The following is a 15,389-nucleotide window of genomic DNA, read 5'->3' on the forward strand; positions in this document are numbered from 1 at the left end:
CAATATGGAGTGATATGATTCTGGCTCTCCCCCAAGCGAAACGATGATCAAGAATGTCTCTCAACGTTGATCCTGTCACCCTGACGTTGCTGGTCCTGCTTGCCGCGCTGCTTGCCGGCATCATCGTTCATACCGCCAAGGCCAGGAAAAAGGCACTTCGCACGCAACGCGACATCGCTGCCATCCGCGCTGTCATCCTCGACTACTTCCGCCGCAGCGGCGTCGAAGTCGCCGTGGACGCCACGCCGATGGACAACAGCGGCATGTACACCGCCGTCGTGGAATCCGAGCCGATGAAGCGGTTCCGCTTGTCGCACATTATCGAAATGACGCTGCGCGAGCATGTGCGCCGCGCCTGCAGCCTCGAGCTCGACAAGGTTTACTGGCGCTTCCCGATCAAGGAGGCTGCGCAGGCCGTGCAATCCGTCGTCGTGCAGGATCCCGAGGCCAATGCGGCCACTGCCGATCAGTCCGATCCCGCACCCGGCGGTGGCGAGGGCCAGAAGCCGGAAGAGGTGTCGGACGAGTACATCAACGAAGGACTGGAAAACTACCGCCACATCCCCAAGCCCGAAGTAACCGAGCTGTCGTGGGAAACCTTCGAAGAAGTCGCGACGACCATCACCGGTCGTGAAAAGAAAGACGGGCAGGCCGACACGTAACGGCGCCACAGCGCCACAGCGCATCGTCACATCTACCGTGCGTCTCCGCTGAAATACCGCTCCCCGCAGGGCGCCACCGGCCAGGCCGGCTTTTGCGGCCCCGACCAGACAGTTCCTCAAGCCACGCAGCACGCGAGCGCCGATTTCTTCCTGCGTCCTTCCAGTCCCGCAGGCGTATCCGAAATGGCGATGCATATGCTGATTTCGTGCGGGCGCACTTAAGGTCTTTGACTTCGGCGTGAACGATGCCTCGACCGCTATCGTCACCTGACCAATGCGCGGCAGCGCAATGTGCTTGCCGGAGATCGAGTGCAAGACGGACCAAGACTATCTATGCGGCAAACAGGTGTCGTGCGGGCAAGCACAGGAAGAAACACCAGCGAGATACCGGGGCGGGAACTACTCCATGTTGACGAGTGACTAATTTGACCTGAACAGCCTGTTAGCCATGTTATTTGGCGTGCGCATCCAGGTTACCCCCTTCCTTGCGACGGGCAACAGGCGCGCAGTCACCATGGAGGAAACACCATGCAAGATCAAGCAGTCGGTTCCAGCCAGACAGGTGGTACAAGGAAGGCTTTGCCACCTGTAAACGAAGAAATCCCCGCTCAATACACATCCTCGCAATACCCGCGCACCTCTCCCCGCCATGACACGTATTACCAGGCCGAATCGCTGGGCCGCGCTGCGCAGCTCGCAAAAGCGCTCGGCTGGTTCAGCATCGGCCTGGGACTGGCACAGCTTCTTGCGCCGCGCGGCGTATCGCGCCTGGTCGGTACACAGCAGCACCCACGCCTGGTGCGCGCACTCGGTACGCGCGAGATTCTCAGCGGCGTCGGCATCCTGAGCCAGCGCCAGTCATCCAACTGGTTATGGACGCGCGTGGCCGGCGATGCGATGGACCTGGCGCTGCTCGGCATGGCGGCGCGCTCGCCGCAAAGCCGGCGGCGGCGGATCAATCTGGCGACTGCGGCGGTCGCAGGTGTGGCGGTTCTCGACGTGATCTCCAGCATGGAGAACGCGCGGCGCGAACGCATCGAGCAGGGCAAGAAGCCCGAAACCGAACTGCATGTGACCAAGAGCATCACGGTCAATCGTCCAGCCGAGGAATGCTACCGCTTCTGGCATGACTTCGAGAGCTTCCCGCGCTTCATGCAGCATCTGGAGGCGGTCAAGAGCACCGGCGACAACCGCACGCACTGGCGGGCGAAGGGGCCGGCCGGCACCAGCTTCTCCTGGGATGCTGAACTGATTGCCGACGAGCCGAACCAGTATCTTGCATGGCGCTCCATCGAGGGCTCCGGCATCGACAATGCGGGCAGCGTACGCTTCGAGCGCGCGCCGGGCGGGCACGGCACCATCGTGCGCGTCGAGCTGCACTACGTGCCGCCGGCCGGCATGGCTGGGGCGATGATCGCCAAGCTGTTCGGCGAGGAACCCTCGCAGCAGATCGACGAAGACCTGCGCCGCTTCAAGTGGCTGATCGAGACGGGCGAGATTCCGACAACGGTCGGGCAACCGTCAGGTCCGCGCGGCGTGATCGGCCGACTGTTACGTAAAGGAGCACCGGGATGAGAGCAAATGTCTGGCATGGCAAACGGGATGTCCGCGTTGACAACGTTCCCGATCCGCAGATCCTCAACCCGCGCGACGCCATCGTGCGCATCACCTCGACGGCAATCTGCGGCTCCGACCTGCACCTGTACAACGGCTTCGTGCCGACGATGGAGAAGGGCGACATCATCGGCCATGAATTCATGGGCGAGATCGTCGACATCGGCAGCGAGGTCAAGACGCTGAAGATCGGCGACCGCGTGGTGGTGCCGTTTCCTATCGCGTGCGGCAATTGCTTCTTCTGCCACGAGCAGCTGTATTCGGTATGCGAGAACTCCAATCCCAACGCGGCAATTGCGGAAAAGATGTGGGGCCACTCGCCGGCCGGCATCTTCGGCTATTCGCACCTGACCGGCGGCTATGCGGGCGGGCAGGCGGAATACGCGCGCGTGCCGTTTGCGGACGTCGGGCCGATCAAGATCCCGGATGGCATGACCGATGAACAGGTGCTGTTCCTGTCCGACATCCTGCCGACCGGCTACATGGCGGCGGAAGCCTGCGAGATCAAGCCCGGCGCGGTGGTCGCGGTCTGGGGCTGTGGCCCGGTCGGCTTGTTTGCGATCCAGAGCGCCTATCTGCTCGGGGCAGAGCGCGTGATTGGCATTGACCGCTTCCCGGAACGCCTGCGCATGGCACGGGAAAAAGTAAATGCCGAAACCCTGGACTATGAAGAGGTGGACGTCGCCACGGCCTTGAAGGAAATGACCGGCGGACGTGGTCCGGACGCGTGCATCGACGCGGTCGGGATGGAAGCGCACGGCATGGGTTTCATGGGGGCGTACGACAGGGTCAAGCAGGCGCTCGCGGTGGAGACCGACCGCCCGATCGCACTGCGGCAGGCATTGATGGCTTGCCGCAACGGGGGGGTGGTGTCGATCCCCGGCGTGTACGGCGGCTTCCTCGACAAGGTTCCGATGGGATCGGTGATGAACCGCTCGCTCACGATCAAGACCGGGCAGACGCATGTGCAGCGCTACATGAAGCCGCTTCTGGAGCGCATCCAGAAGGGCGAGATCGATCCGACCTTCGTGATCACGCACACGCTGCCGCTGGACGATGCGCCTTACGGTTTTGATATTTTCTGCAACAAGCAGAACGACTGCATCAAGGTGGTGCTCAAGCCGTAAGTAGTGCCCGCACCCGTTTGAAAAACTGCCGCGTCCCGGTTAAAACCGGGCTGCATAGCAGGCCCGGTTGCACATCAGGATTTCAGACGGAGACTCAGCGCTGCGCCATGGACGCGAGCAGGCGCTCGAAATCCTCCACGGGCACCGGGCGGCTCGCGAGATAGCCCTGATAGCTGTCGCAGCCGAGCGAGCGCAGGAAGGCGAGTTGTTCCTTGTTCTCCACGCCTTCGGCGAGGACCTTGAAGCCGAGCGACTGTCCCATCGCGACAATCGTGGCGGCAATGGCGCAGTCGTCCTGACTGTGCGGAATATCCTGGACAAAGCTCTTGTCGATCTTGAGCACATCGAGCGGGAAGCGCTTCAGGTGCGCCAGCGAGGAGTAGCCGGTGCCGAAATCGTCGATGGCCAGCCGCACGCCCAGTTCACGCAGGCGATGCAGCAGATGTGCGACGTCCTTTTCGCGCTCCATCAGCGCACCTTCCGTCACTTCCAGCTCCAGCCCCGCGGCGGGAAAGCCGGTCTCCGCCAGCACCGCTGCCACGGTTTTGCCGACATCGCCCTGGATGAACTGGCGCGGCGCAATGTTGACCGCCAGGGTGATCGGCGGCAGGCCGGCGTCCAGCCAACGCTTGCCGTGCATGCAGGTCTGCCTCAGCATCCATTCGCCGATGCTGTCGATCAGGCCGGTCGTCTCCGCCACCGGGATGAAGCGCCCCGGTGGGATCAGGCCTTCCTGCGGATCCTGCCAGCGCACCAGCGCTTCGGCTCCTACTATGCGGCCGGTCGCGATGTCCAGTTGGGGCTGGAAATAGACGCGCAGCTCTCCCTGTTCGATCGCCCGGTGCAGGCGCGTCTCCAGGCCGATGCGTTCGCGCGCTGCATAAGTGAGGCTCTGCGAGAAATAACGGAAGCAGCCGCGTCCTTCATGCTTGGCCTGGTACAGCGCGGCATCCGCATGCTGCAGCAGGTCGTGCGTGGTGGTGCCGTGCTCGGGAAAGATGCTGATGCCGATGCTCACCCCGATACGGACCTCCGTACCGTTGGACAGTGTCCATGGTTTGCTCAGGCTGGACATGATCTCGCTGGCGACGACCGCTGCGTCTTCCGGATGCGAGATTTTCTGCAGCATCACCGTGAATTCGTCGCCGCCCAGCCGTGCGACGGTATCCATCCCGCGCAGCCGCGACATCAGGCGCTCGGCCACTTGCTGCAGCAATTCGTCGCCGGCGGCGTGGCCGAAGCTGTCGTTCACATCCTTGAAGCGGTCCAGGTCCAGCATCAGCAGTGCCAGCTGCGCATTGTCGCGCTGCGCCGTGCGTATCCCGTGCTCGAGGTGCGACAGCAGCAGCAAGCGGTTTGGCAGATTCGTGAGCGGGTCGTGGTGCGCGAGGAAGTCGAGTTTGGTTTCGGATTCCTTGAGGCGGGAAATGTCGGCGAAGACCGCAACGTAATTCATCACCGCACCGGCGTTGTTGCATATCTCGCTGATGCTCAGCAGTTGCGGATAGATTTCACCGTTCTTGCGGCGATTCCATATCTCGCCCCGCCAGTGGCCGTTGGCCGCGATGCATTGCCACATGTCGCGATAGAACTCCGGCGTATGGCGGCCGGAGCTCAGCATGCGCGGCTTTTTGCCGACGACTTCCGCTTCGGTGTAGCCGGTGATGTCGCAGAACGCCTTGTTGACCAGCAGGATGCTGCGCTCGGCGGTGGTAACGATCACGCCTTCGCGCGTCGCCTCGAAGACCGCGGCGGCCTGCCGCAGCCTTTCCTCCGAACGCTTCTGCTCGCTTAGATCCATGGTGGTGCCCGAGACCAGCGACGGCGTGCCATCCGCGTTTCGCTGGATCAGGTAGCGCATCAGCACCGGAAGATAATGGCCTTCCTTGTGTCGCAGCCGAACTTCGATGGAGCAGGTTTGTTCTCCCTGGGAGAGCGCATCGTTAAAGGCTTGCTCGGCCAGCGGAGCATCGTCCGCATGCATCAGTACACGCCACAGATTGGAGTCGCCCGGCAGTTCACCCTCCGCATAACCGAGCATGTCCCAGCAGCGCGGCGAACAGTAAAGCCGGCCGCTCTCCCGGTCCCAGTCCCACCAGCCGTCATTGCTTCCCTTTAGCACGCGCTCAAGGCGTTCGCGGTATAGCGCCGAGGCCGCCATCGCGCCGGTCAGCGAACCGTGCCAGGCCTTCAGCAACAGGTAGAGCAGGGTGCCGGTGACGGCGATGAAAAGAAAACCCTTGAGGGTGCTGATCCGCTCGAACTGGGCGGGATCGGGGAAGGCAAAGAACAGCAGGCGATCCGAAGCAGCGATCCAGAGGAACGCGAATACCGCATACAGCATCACGATACCGCCCGGGCTGCGCAGCTTGTGCTTTACCGCTTGGCAGGAGACATGATTCATATATACAGGTGGTCCGCGATTTTCTTCAGTTCACTATAGCAGTATGAAAAGAACTAATGGATGAAACTTCTTGATTAATTCTTTGGCAAATTGCATGTGCGGCAAGTCTCGAATTCTTGACTTGATGAACTCGAGCGAAAAGAGGGATGCTGAAAAAAGGGATGCTATTCGAGCGCAGATTTGCCGGCAGCTGCTGTGGCGCTTCGGCCGAACCGCGCAGTCAAACCGTACAGCAGTACCGTCAGCTGCGCGACCACATTCAGGCTCGCCACCATTGCGAACAGATGGCTCTTTACTACAAGGAGCGCATACATGATGGTGACCAGGGCAATCGCAATCCATCCACCCCAGGAAAGCAGCGATATCGACACCCGTGCATCAGGATCACGGTGGTATTTCAAGATCTGGGGGACATACAAGGCCGACGCGGCAATGCCGGACGCGCCGTACAACACACTTAATATCTGTTCCATTTTTTCCGGGCATGACACCGCTTCTCTGCGCCACGCATCCTCGAATGATGCGGCTCGCGTCGCGATTGTAAGTCCGGTTTGTCCGGGAAGAATGACGCACCAGTGAAAACTGTGAAGGGGCGTCGCAAGGCTGCGACAGCTTGTTCGGCTGACATGCACGCAAAACATGCTGAAGCGGCAAGCCGCGTACTGCAATAGGCGAGCATGCACGTCGCTGCCGGCAGCAGCCGGATTGAAACAGCTCTATTCGTATGCACTTGTGCAGACGGAGTGCAGCAAACTACCTCTCGACTCATCGCGAGTGATGCGACGCTTTCGTACAGGCACCCGCACTATGCAGGAGCGGCTGAATGTGACGCCTTCATGCACCGCTCCATGCGGTGCATGAAGGCTGCCTCAGACAGTTAAGGGGCGTGAGCCCGCGGAAAGAAAGATGCGGTACAGGTCAGCCGCCGAAATAGGTATCGGAAGGATCGGTGTGATGCTCCCGGTTCCATTGCTCAATCGACGAGCCAGAACCACTCATGCCAGAGCCACCGCCACTCATCCCTGTGCTGCTGCAGCCGGCCAGCAACATAACCGCGAGAATGACAGGAAGTGTTTTCATTTCGAACTCCATTGAAAGCGTTATTGACTACTCCTCCCTCGCACTACGCTGTTTGCTTCCACTATAGGCAGGCGTGTGCCGAATAACCAGTCGTAGATGGTGCGGCGCACTAAAGCTTGAGATACCTCAAAGAGCGTCGTGTATCAGTTTGCGAAAGAGGGGCAGCCTTTATCCAAGCTCTGGATCGAGCCACCCTTTGCCAGGGAGATTGGTATGGGTGTCAGCTGATCCAGGAATTGAAAACAGGATCGCGTTCAAGAGGATCGCCAGGGCGCGAAGAGGAACCGGAACCCGTACTATCGTTGGAATAGCCGCTCGTACCGGCACAGCCGGCAAGTACGGTGACAAATGCGGCAACGATCACTACCTTCATTGCATACCTCCATAAACCCCTTGCGGGAGCCGATACAAGGAAGTACCAATATAGGCAGCAGGTGCTGAGGTGCGACCCGCATCCAGAGGGAATATGATGCGGCGCAAAATGCCTTCAACTACTTCAACAGAGACCTTGCAATCTCGCGCGCCTCTTCCTCCGCAGCCTGCTCCGTCGGAAAGACTGTTTCCACCGCAACGCGGTGATAAGGAAAGAGCGGAGTACGGTGCATGGGATTGGTTGAGGGGCCATACACGGTGACATACGCAGCCCAGCCTTCACCGTCAACCAGATGTACGCCGGTGTATTCAATTTCATACTCACCAATGAATTCCGAAGGCATGGCACTCTTGCGTTATGCCAGACTTGATTTAACGTGGCAGTCCACGATGGCGTCATATGCTAATGTGAAAGTGCAGATTGCTGACAACATGGGAGAACCATAATGCCCGTCTACGAATATACGCGTCGGGGAGGCCAACACCTCACTTATACAATTGAGTACGATCAAGGAGAGTATTTCATCCACCGTGGCGGGCAAATGAAAAAATCCTTTCCCGATGCATTGGCCGCCGGCATGGCGCCGCACGAGGCGACGCCGGACCTGATGCTGCGCATGGCGATCGCCGATATTGAAGCGTTGAACGGAATGGAAGAGTAGCCGCCGGAAGAGGTGGCGGAAAGGGTTGCGCCCGGCGGCGTACTGCTATGTGCGGCGAACAATTGCACGTCAGCGTTTTGCCGGGGCACGATGCATCGCGGATGCCCGCCGATGCATCATTGAGGATCATGGAAACTTGGCTCAGCCCGTCAGTGCCTTGAGCGCCTTGCTGTAGAGGGAGGTGAGGTTATCCATCGTCTCGAGCAGGCGCTCACTGGTTGTTGCCACATTCTTCAGGTTATCCGCTGCGCCGCCCTTGCCCTGCAGCGCTTGTTCCACAAACAGCCACTGCGTCTTTGCGAGGTCGATTTCCCGCTTGATCTCGACGCTCGTCAGCGGCGCCGACTCCAGCATGGTCAGGGCACTCTGGAATTCCCCGCGAAACTTCTCCATGTCGCCTGCCGGCATGCCGAGTGCCGCGGCGAAGTACATGCGCGCCAGGCGCTGCGACAACATGCGCTGACGGCCCGAGACGTTCACAATCTTCGCCGTGGAAACAGCCGCCTGGCCCTGAAACGCTGCGGTCAGGTGTTCAGCCTCCGACACCAGCTTGTCGGTCAGGCGATGTGCGTCGGCCACCGTGGCCTTGGTGGCGGGCTTGGCGAGCACCGCGGCATACTGCGCATAGGTGGTTTTTACCGCTTCCAGCGCTGCCTTGAGCTGCGGCGTTGTTGCACCGCGGGCGACGAACACGAGATTTTCTTCAAAGCGCTTCTGCGACTGCGCAAGCTGATCCTGGGCACGATCCGGCATCACGTTCAAGGCGATTTGCGCATACGCCTTGCCCATGCGTTCGGTCAGCATCCGCAGGCGGCCGGATTCGTTGATCAGTTCGCCGGCACCCGGAATGGCAGCGGCCGTCGCAGTGGTCGGCGCAGCCACTGCATATGTGGCCATGACACCGGTGCATGTGACGGCAATGGAAAGCGCGAGCAACGTTCGGCGCAACATGTTAATCCCCCAATGATAAAAATGAATCCTCATGCAGCTATGCGTAAAGCAAACGGCATTGTTGCGGTGTCCATCCCTTGGCCGTGACGTGGAACAGCAAATCAGGCGTCTGCACAAAAACGATGCAAAGCAAGTGCTCGACACATCACAATCAATGACGGTGCAGCTCCAGCCGTACACTTCGGGCATGCTGCATTTGACTGCCTTCCCTATCCGCTTCGACGACACAGCCAAGCAGGGCCAAGACGACAGTAACCAATAAGCCGCGTGGCGTGCTGCAAAATTAAAGAATTGCGTTATGGCTATTTTGCTCGCAAGAAGCATACCCAGCACATAATCTGGATCAATTTTCAGCCGCGATATTTCAGCTCGAACAGGTGAATGTCTTTCTCCAGCGACGCAAGGCAGTCAAACGCGAGGTCAAGCACGTTCAGCGATGCCTGCACGGGGTTGTCCCACGCATCGCGGACTGCCACGGCCGCGTTGTACTGCTGCAGGGCCGCCAGCAGTTCCCGGGTACGGTCGGAAACGCTCCCAGCCTGTGTCGGTATCAAGGCACGAAAGGCGGCTGCCAGCGCATCCATCTTGCGGCCGATGATGCGCAGGTTGAACGCCAGCACGATCGCGTGCACATCGGGATCGTAAAAATCCGGATACGCCACTTCGAGTGCGCGTTGCCGCTCATGGTGGTTCTTCGCGTAGTCGAGCGCATCCTCGACGCCCCTGAAATGCGCATACAGCGGCCCGGGCGGGAAAAGAAGATTCAGTGGCATGAGATTCCTTGCTGGCTGCATTCATTCTAGGCCGTGTTTGACAAGCTACTGCGCGGCCCGGATTGATGTCTGCGGTGCTCGGCGTACCAGTCGTACGCGTGCGCTCCTCGACACCACTCCGAACCGCTCGCTACGCTTGTCAAACACAGCCTAGTAAGCCGCTTGCGATCTGCGGCAGCCACAGGCGCGTGATGATGATGATAATAATGCGGATTTTTGCTGGCGGAATGCATCGTTCTTTCCTGCGCCACCTCGCTATTCCACAGTTTTTGACCTAGTGTGTTAGGGATTTCGCATTCGCCGGATCGGAAGTGATTTGCCTTTCCGGCAAGCGGATCGATGATGCGTACCGGAGGCGCTGTCCGCGTCCGGCATACCAAGCGGAGCGGCATTATGCACTCGACTTTTCAATCATCCCCGACGGGGCAGGCGATCATCCAGAACTCCAGCGATATCGGAACCGACAAGCTCGTGGTCAGCCTGCATCACGGCAATGACTCTTCCGTTGAATTCCAGATCAAGGAAGAGGTGCCGGGAAGCGGCCTCGTTTCCAGCTCGATTTCCATTCATCAGGACGGACTGCAACAGCTGGTCCACTGGTTGCGCGAGCAGGGCGCCGTGGACTGAACAGGCATCACGAAATGCGCCTGGGGTCGTGGTGGTGAGTGAGCCGCCAGTGTTACTGAGGCAAAGGAGGGAGAAGGCAGCGGCCGTTGCCTGTATGCCGTGTCTTTGGTGACCTGACAGAAGGCACGTCTCGGCACGCTTGGGCGCACCAACGCGAGCGGTTTATACTTTCCACCGAACCGAGCCGATTGTGCGGCGCGCCCCGCAACAGGACCATGAACATGAAAACTCTTTCCTTGCCCTGCCTCACCGCCGCATTGATGCTGACTGTCAGCATTGGCATTACACCGGTGCAGGCCGAAGCGCTACAGCACGTCGGCGTGCAGCAGGCGCAGCAGATGAAGAACCAGGGCGCGCTGCTGATCGACGTGCGCGAACCGGAGGAATATGCTGCCGGCCATGCGCCGGGCAGCGTATTGATTCCCGTAGGCCAGTTGAACACGCGCCTGAAGGAACTCAACGGCTACCAGAACAAACCGGTCGTGCTGATCTGCCGCTCCGGCAGACGCTCCATGGTTGCCGCAGAGATCCTGCAGAAGGCAGGCTTTGGCGAAATCCGCAATGTCGTTGGCGGCATGCTTGCGTGGGAAAAGGCCGGACTGCCGGTCGTCCAGCCCGTCGGGCGATAAGCGCAAACGCGCCGCCGAAGCGGGTAAGCGTGGCGTTGTAGTCTCGCGTGGCTGCCGGCGGCGGAGACACTGCGTGTGCCGCAACTCCGTACCGGGGAATCAACGCGAAATAATAAAAAGCCCGCATGGCCTTTCGACATGCGGGCTTTTTGTTTGCGGTGTGCTGCAGGGCAGGGCTTAGTGCGTAGAGCTTAGCGCGTGATCGGCTTGTAACGGATACGCTTCGGCTTTGCGGCTTCCTCGCCGAGACGCTTCTTCTTGTCCGCTTCGTATTCCTGGTAGTTCCCGTCGAAGAACACCACTTGCGAATCACCTTCGAACGCAAGGATGTGCGTCGCGATACGGTCGAGGAACCAGCGGTCGTGCGAGATCACCATCACGCTGCCCGCAAATTCAAGCAAAGCATCTTCCAGTGCGCGCAGCGTTTCCACATCGAGGTCGTTCGACGGTTCGTCCAGCAGCAGCACGTTGCCGCCCTGGAGCAGCGTCTTCGCCAGATGCAGGCGGCCGCGCTCGCCGCCGGACAGGTTGCCGACGATCTTCTGCTGGTCGCCACCCTTGAAGTTGAAGCGGCCGAGATACGCGCGCGACGGCATCTCGAAGCGGCCGACCGTCAGGATGTCGGCGCCGTTCGACACGTCCTCGAACACGGTCTTCTTGTTCTCCAGATCTTCACGCGACTGGTCGACCAGCGACAGCTTGACGGTCGGCCCGATCACCACTTCACCGGAATCCGGTTGCTCTTTGCCGGCGATCATCCGGAACAGTGTCGATTTACCTGCGCCGTTCGGACCGATGATGCCGACGATGGCGCCGGCGGGAATCTTGAAGGACAAGTTGTCGATCAGCAGGCGGTCGCCGAAAGCCTTGGAGACGTTCTTGAACTCGATCACTTCATTGCCGAGGCGCTCGGCCACAGGGATGAAGATCTCCTGGGTCTCGTTGCGCTTCTGATAATCGTATTCCGACAGCTCATTGAAACGGGCAAGGCGCGCCTTGCTCTTGGCCTGGCGTCCCTTCGGATTCTGGCGTACCCACTCCAGTTCTTTCTGGATCGTTTTCTGGCGCGCAGATTCGGTCGCTTCTTCCTGCTTCAGGCGCGCTTCCTTCTGTTCCAGCCAGGAGCTGTAATTGCCCTTCCACGGAATGCCGTGGCCGCGGTCGAGTTCGAGAATCCATTCCGCTGCATTGTCGAGGAAGTAGCGGTCGTGGGTAATGCCAACGACAGTGCCGGGGAAGCGCTGCAGGAACTGCTCCAGCCATTCCACCGATTCGGCATCGAGGTGGTTGGTCGGCTCGTCCAGCAGCAGCATGTCGGGCTTGGACAGCAGGAGCTTGCACAGCGCAACGCGGCGCTTTTCACCGCCGGACAGCACGCCGATCTTGGCATCCCACGGCGGCAGGCGCAGCGCATCGGCCGCGATCTCCAGTTGCTGGTCGAGATTGCCGCCGCCGGAAGTCGCAATAATCGCTTCCAGACGGGCCTGTTCGGCTGCGAGCGCGTCGAAGTCGGCATCCGGTTCCGCATAGGCGGCGTACACCGCATCGAGCTTGGTCTGCGCTTCGGCGACTTCGCCTAGGCCGGATTCAACTGCCTGGCGCACGGTCATCTCCGGATCAAGCTGCGGCTCCTGCGGCAGGTAGCCAATGTTCAGGCCCGGCATCGGCACCGCTTCACCCTCGATGTCCTTGTCGATGCCGGCCATGATCTTCAAGAGTGTCGACTTGCCGGAGCCGTTCAAGCCCAGCACGCCGATCTTGGCGCCGGGGAAAAAGGACAGCGAGATGTCTTTGAGGATCTGGCGCTTGGGCGGGACGATCTTGCCCACGCGGTTCATGGTGTAGACGTATTGAGCCATAGAAATACCGGTGATGAAACGGAGATAAGGGAAGAGTGCAAGGATACCTGATGGCGTGCCAGAGCGGGGTGCACAGCGCAGCCCGGGGTTTCACAAATTACTGAAAACCAAAAACCTACAGAATGTAGGGCTACTTTGATTCAGATCAACCATGTAATTGATGCAAATCAATAGACTGATTTGCAGTTTTACACACTGGCAAATCTTCAAAAGGGAAAGAAAATGAAAAAATCTGCAGTCTTTTTGGCCCTCGCCGCCCTCGGCTTTGTTGCAACCGAAGCAATGGCACAAGGCCCATTGCTGGTTCGTGCACGTGCTGTACATATTGATACGGCGAATAAATCATCGGACGAGGGTGCAGGTGTACCGAAAGACGCAATTACCATCAGCAACAAAACCATTCCGGAAATTGATATTTCGTACTTTATTACTCCGAATATTGCTGCTGAATTGATCTTGACCTATCCGCAGAAGCACAAAGTTTATGCAGCAGGTACTAAGATCGGCACTTTCAAGCACTTGCCGCCGACCTTGAGCCTGCAATACCACTTCACGCCGGAAGCCAAGATCAGCCCGTACGTCGGTGCAGGTGTTAACTACACCCGCATCTCCGATGAAAAGCTCAATGGTGGATTGAGGCTTGAAAACGACAGCTTCGGCTATGCGTTACAAGCGGGCGTCGATTTCAAGCTCGACAAGAACTGGTCGATCAACCTCGACGTGAAGAAGGTACAGATTCGCGCCGACGTCAAGGCTGGCTCAACCAAGGTCAGCGAAGTCAAGGTCGATCCTCTGCTGATCGGTGTAGGTATCGGCTACCGCTTCTAATCAAGCGTCAGCGCACCAACGAAAAAGCCGGTCATCGACCGGCTTTTTTTCATGCGCGCTTGCGCAAATCCTGGCGCGCTCGCCATGTTTGCCAGACGCTCTCCAGCGAGTACACCGCCAGCGCGCCCCAGATCAGCGCAAAACCGGCGACGCGTGCCCCGGCGAAGGGTTCGTGATAGAGCCAGACGCCCAGCAGCAGCTGCAGCGTCGGGCCGATGTACTGAAGCAGACCGAGCAGCGAAAGCGGGATGCGGCGTGCGCCGGAGGCAAACAGCAGAAGCGGAATCGCCGTGATCGGGCCGGACGCGGCGAGCAGCCATTGCGTTCCCGTCGACGCGGACAGGAAGCCGTTGTGTCCCGAGCGCGCCAGCAGGAAAAGGTAGCCTGCTGCCAGCGGAAACAGCAGCAGCGTCTCCAGCGAGAGGCCCTCCAGCGCGCCGAGCGACGCCGTCTTGCGCAGCAACCCATACAAACCAAAGGTCGCGGCCAGCAGCAGCGCGATCCACGGCAGTTCCCCTCCTTGCCATGTCAGCCAGGCGACGCCGCAGGCGGCCAGCGCGACAGCACCCCATTGCACCGGTCGCAGGCGCTCGCGCAGCAGCAGCGAACCAAGCAGCACATTGAACAGCGGGTTGATGAAATAACCGAGGCTGGCATCCACGACACGACCGTTGTTGACCGCCCAGATGTAAATGAACCAGTTGCTTGATAACAGAACGGCACTCACCGCAAAGCCGGCCAGTACCTTCGGCTTGCGCGCGACATCGCGCAGCCACGCCCATTGCCGGCGCCATGCGAGGACCACGACGATGAAAGCGAGTGACCACACCACGCGATGCATCAGGATCTTGATCGGTGCGATCTCCTGCAATGCCTTGAAGTAGAGCGGGAAGACGCCCCAGATGGCATAGGCAGTTGCAGCGTAGAGGATTCCGGCATTCATGGGGAAAATCAGTAGAGCGGCGGGGCGCACATTATCCCAGTATTCGCGCGCGGTTGCTGCGCCCGGCCGGTTCGCTTGGCAGGGCGTGGCGTAGCAGATATGATCAGCACGCAGTACCCGTTGCTCTTCCAAGATAGGCTGCCATGACTTCCCACAGTATTTCGCTCCTTGAGATGGTCCGCACCAGCGCCTGGGCACAGTCCCTCACGCGGGAACAGATGGCACGCATCGAGGCCGACATGGTCGAGCGCGCGGTGCCCGTCGGTGGCTATGTCTGCCGCAAGGGCGAATCCGTCGACCACTGGATCGGCGTCATCGACGGCCTGGTGAAAATGAGCTGCGTGTCACCCGAGGGCAAGGCAATCACCTTCACCGGCGTACTTGGAGGCAGCTGGTATGGCGAAGGTTCGTTGCTCAAGACGACACCGCGCCAGTATGACGTGATCGCATTGCGCGACACGCGCCTGGCCTTGATGCCGCGCGCCACCTTTCAGTGGCTGCTCGACACGAGCATCGGATTCAACCGCTTCGTGATGACGCAGCTGAACGAGCGTCTCGGCATGTTCATCTCGCTCGTTGAGTTCGATCGCATGCTCGATACAACGGGGCGCCTTGCGCGCTGCCTGGCGGCGCTGTTCAATCCCCAGCTCAATCCGGGCATCAGCCCGAAGCTGAAGATCTCCCAGGAAGAGATCGGCTACCTGTGCGGTGCATCGCGGCAGCGCGTGAACGGCTCGCTGAAAGTGCTGGAAAAGGCGGGGCTGGTGAAGGCAGAGTACGGCGGCGTAACGGTGCTCGATCTCGACGGCTTGCGCCGTTATCCCGCTTAGCGCAGCATCAAATTAACGAAGCATCAAA

17 protein-coding genes are annotated in these 15,389 nt (G+C 59.8%); 8 read left to right on the top strand and 9 right to left on the bottom strand.

Annotation, left to right across the window (positions count from 1 at the left end):
- The first annotated feature begins 53 nt into the window (after positions 1–53).
- From ACYVIA_RS11015 to ACYVIA_RS11025, 3 genes are all read left to right on the top strand, one after another.
- Entirely contained in the window at positions 54–662 is a 609-nt protein-coding gene (locus ACYVIA_RS11015; RefSeq protein ID WP_460840715.1) for a hypothetical protein, read from the top strand.
- A 528-nt stretch (positions 663–1,190) separates the two neighbouring features.
- Positions 1,191–2,237: an SRPBCC family protein gene (locus tag ACYVIA_RS11020; RefSeq protein ID WP_460840717.1), complete on the top strand. Its 1,047-nt coding sequence runs from the start codon at positions 1,191–1,193 to the stop codon at positions 2,235–2,237.
- Positions 2,234–3,403: a zinc-dependent alcohol dehydrogenase gene (locus tag ACYVIA_RS11025; RefSeq protein WP_460840719.1), complete on the top strand. Its 1,170-nt coding sequence runs from the start codon at positions 2,234–2,236 to the stop codon at positions 3,401–3,403. The genes ACYVIA_RS11020 and ACYVIA_RS11025 overlap by 4 nt, the downstream gene beginning before the upstream one ends.
- A gap of 94 nt (positions 3,404–3,497) precedes the next feature.
- Here the strand turns inward: ACYVIA_RS11025 and ACYVIA_RS11030 are convergent, their stop codons facing one another.
- From ACYVIA_RS11030 to ACYVIA_RS11050, 5 genes are all read right to left on the bottom strand, one after another.
- Positions 3,498–5,807 (bottom strand): putative bifunctional diguanylate cyclase/phosphodiesterase, encoded by a 2,310-nt coding sequence (locus tag ACYVIA_RS11030; protein ID WP_460840722.1) that lies wholly within the window; start codon positions 5,805–5,807, stop codon positions 3,498–3,500.
- 164 nt (positions 5,808–5,971) lie between these two features.
- Entirely contained in the window at positions 5,972–6,280 is a 309-nt protein-coding gene (locus tag ACYVIA_RS11035; RefSeq protein ID WP_460840724.1) for a hypothetical protein, read from the bottom strand.
- Between the two features lie 445 nt (positions 6,281–6,725).
- Positions 6,726–6,887 carry a hypothetical protein gene (locus ACYVIA_RS11040; RefSeq protein WP_460840726.1) on the bottom strand — a complete coding sequence of 54 codons (162 nt, stop codon included), beginning with the start codon at positions 6,885–6,887 and terminating at the stop codon, positions 6,726–6,728.
- 220 nt (positions 6,888–7,107) lie between these two features.
- Positions 7,108–7,260 carry a hypothetical protein gene (locus tag ACYVIA_RS11045; protein ID WP_460840728.1) on the bottom strand — a complete coding sequence of 51 codons (153 nt, stop codon included), beginning with the start codon at positions 7,258–7,260 and terminating at the stop codon, positions 7,108–7,110.
- Positions 7,261–7,378: 118 nt separating this feature from the next.
- Positions 7,379–7,603: a hypothetical protein gene (locus tag ACYVIA_RS11050; protein WP_460840729.1), complete on the bottom strand. Its 225-nt coding sequence runs from the start codon at positions 7,601–7,603 to the stop codon at positions 7,379–7,381.
- 102 nt (positions 7,604–7,705) lie between these two features.
- On the opposite strand from ACYVIA_RS11050, the gene ACYVIA_RS11055 reads away from it, so the two are divergent.
- Positions 7,706–7,921 (top strand): hypothetical protein, encoded by a 216-nt coding sequence (locus ACYVIA_RS11055; RefSeq protein WP_460840731.1) that lies wholly within the window; start codon positions 7,706–7,708, stop codon positions 7,919–7,921.
- Positions 7,922–8,062: 141 nt separating this feature from the next.
- Here ACYVIA_RS11055 and ACYVIA_RS11060 read toward each other — a convergent pair whose 3' ends face one another.
- Both ACYVIA_RS11060 and ACYVIA_RS11065 read right to left on the bottom strand, forming a co-directional pair.
- On the bottom strand, positions 8,063–8,818 hold the full coding sequence (locus ACYVIA_RS11060; RefSeq protein WP_460840732.1) for a type IV pili methyl-accepting chemotaxis transducer N-terminal domain-containing protein: 756 nt from the start codon (positions 8,816–8,818) through the stop codon (positions 8,063–8,065).
- Between the two features lie 404 nt (positions 8,819–9,222).
- Positions 9,223–9,645, bottom strand: a complete 423-nt coding sequence (locus ACYVIA_RS11065) for a hypothetical protein (RefSeq protein ID WP_460840735.1) — start codon at positions 9,643–9,645, stop codon at positions 9,223–9,225.
- A 393-nt stretch (positions 9,646–10,038) separates the two neighbouring features.
- Between ACYVIA_RS11065 and ACYVIA_RS11070 the strand changes: the two genes are divergently transcribed.
- Positions 10,039–10,272 carry a hypothetical protein gene (locus ACYVIA_RS11070; RefSeq protein WP_460840736.1) on the top strand — a complete coding sequence of 78 codons (234 nt, stop codon included), beginning with the start codon at positions 10,039–10,041 and terminating at the stop codon, positions 10,270–10,272.
- Positions 10,273–10,493: 221 nt separating this feature from the next.
- Positions 10,494–10,901 carry a rhodanese-like domain-containing protein gene (locus ACYVIA_RS11075; RefSeq protein WP_460840738.1) on the top strand — a complete coding sequence of 136 codons (408 nt, stop codon included), beginning with the start codon at positions 10,494–10,496 and terminating at the stop codon, positions 10,899–10,901.
- A 191-nt stretch (positions 10,902–11,092) separates the two neighbouring features.
- On the opposite strand, the gene ettA is transcribed toward ACYVIA_RS11075, so the two are convergent.
- Positions 11,093–12,760, bottom strand: coding sequence for an energy-dependent translational throttle protein EttA (gene ettA / locus ACYVIA_RS11080; protein WP_460840740.1), 1,668 nt, complete (start codon positions 12,758–12,760; stop codon positions 11,093–11,095).
- Between the two features lie 222 nt (positions 12,761–12,982).
- Here ettA and ACYVIA_RS11085 point away from each other — a divergent pair, with 222 nt between their 5' ends.
- Positions 12,983–13,588: an OmpW/AlkL family protein gene (locus ACYVIA_RS11085; RefSeq protein WP_460840741.1), complete on the top strand. Its 606-nt coding sequence runs from the start codon at positions 12,983–12,985 to the stop codon at positions 13,586–13,588.
- A 49-nt stretch (positions 13,589–13,637) separates the two neighbouring features.
- Here the strand turns inward: ACYVIA_RS11085 and rarD are convergent, their stop codons facing one another.
- A complete protein-coding gene (rarD, locus tag ACYVIA_RS11090; RefSeq protein ID WP_460840743.1) occupies positions 13,638–14,531 on the bottom strand; it encodes an EamA family transporter RarD in 894 nt (297 codons plus the stop codon).
- Positions 14,532–14,674: 143 nt separating this feature from the next.
- Here rarD and ACYVIA_RS11095 point away from each other — a divergent pair, with 143 nt between their 5' ends.
- On the top strand, positions 14,675–15,361 hold the full coding sequence (locus ACYVIA_RS11095) for a Crp/Fnr family transcriptional regulator (RefSeq protein ID WP_460840745.1): 687 nt from the start codon (positions 14,675–14,677) through the stop codon (positions 15,359–15,361).
- The last annotated feature ends 28 nt before the right edge of the window (positions 15,362–15,389 follow it).

The sequence above is a fragment of the Noviherbaspirillum agri genome (genome assembly GCF_054780595.1).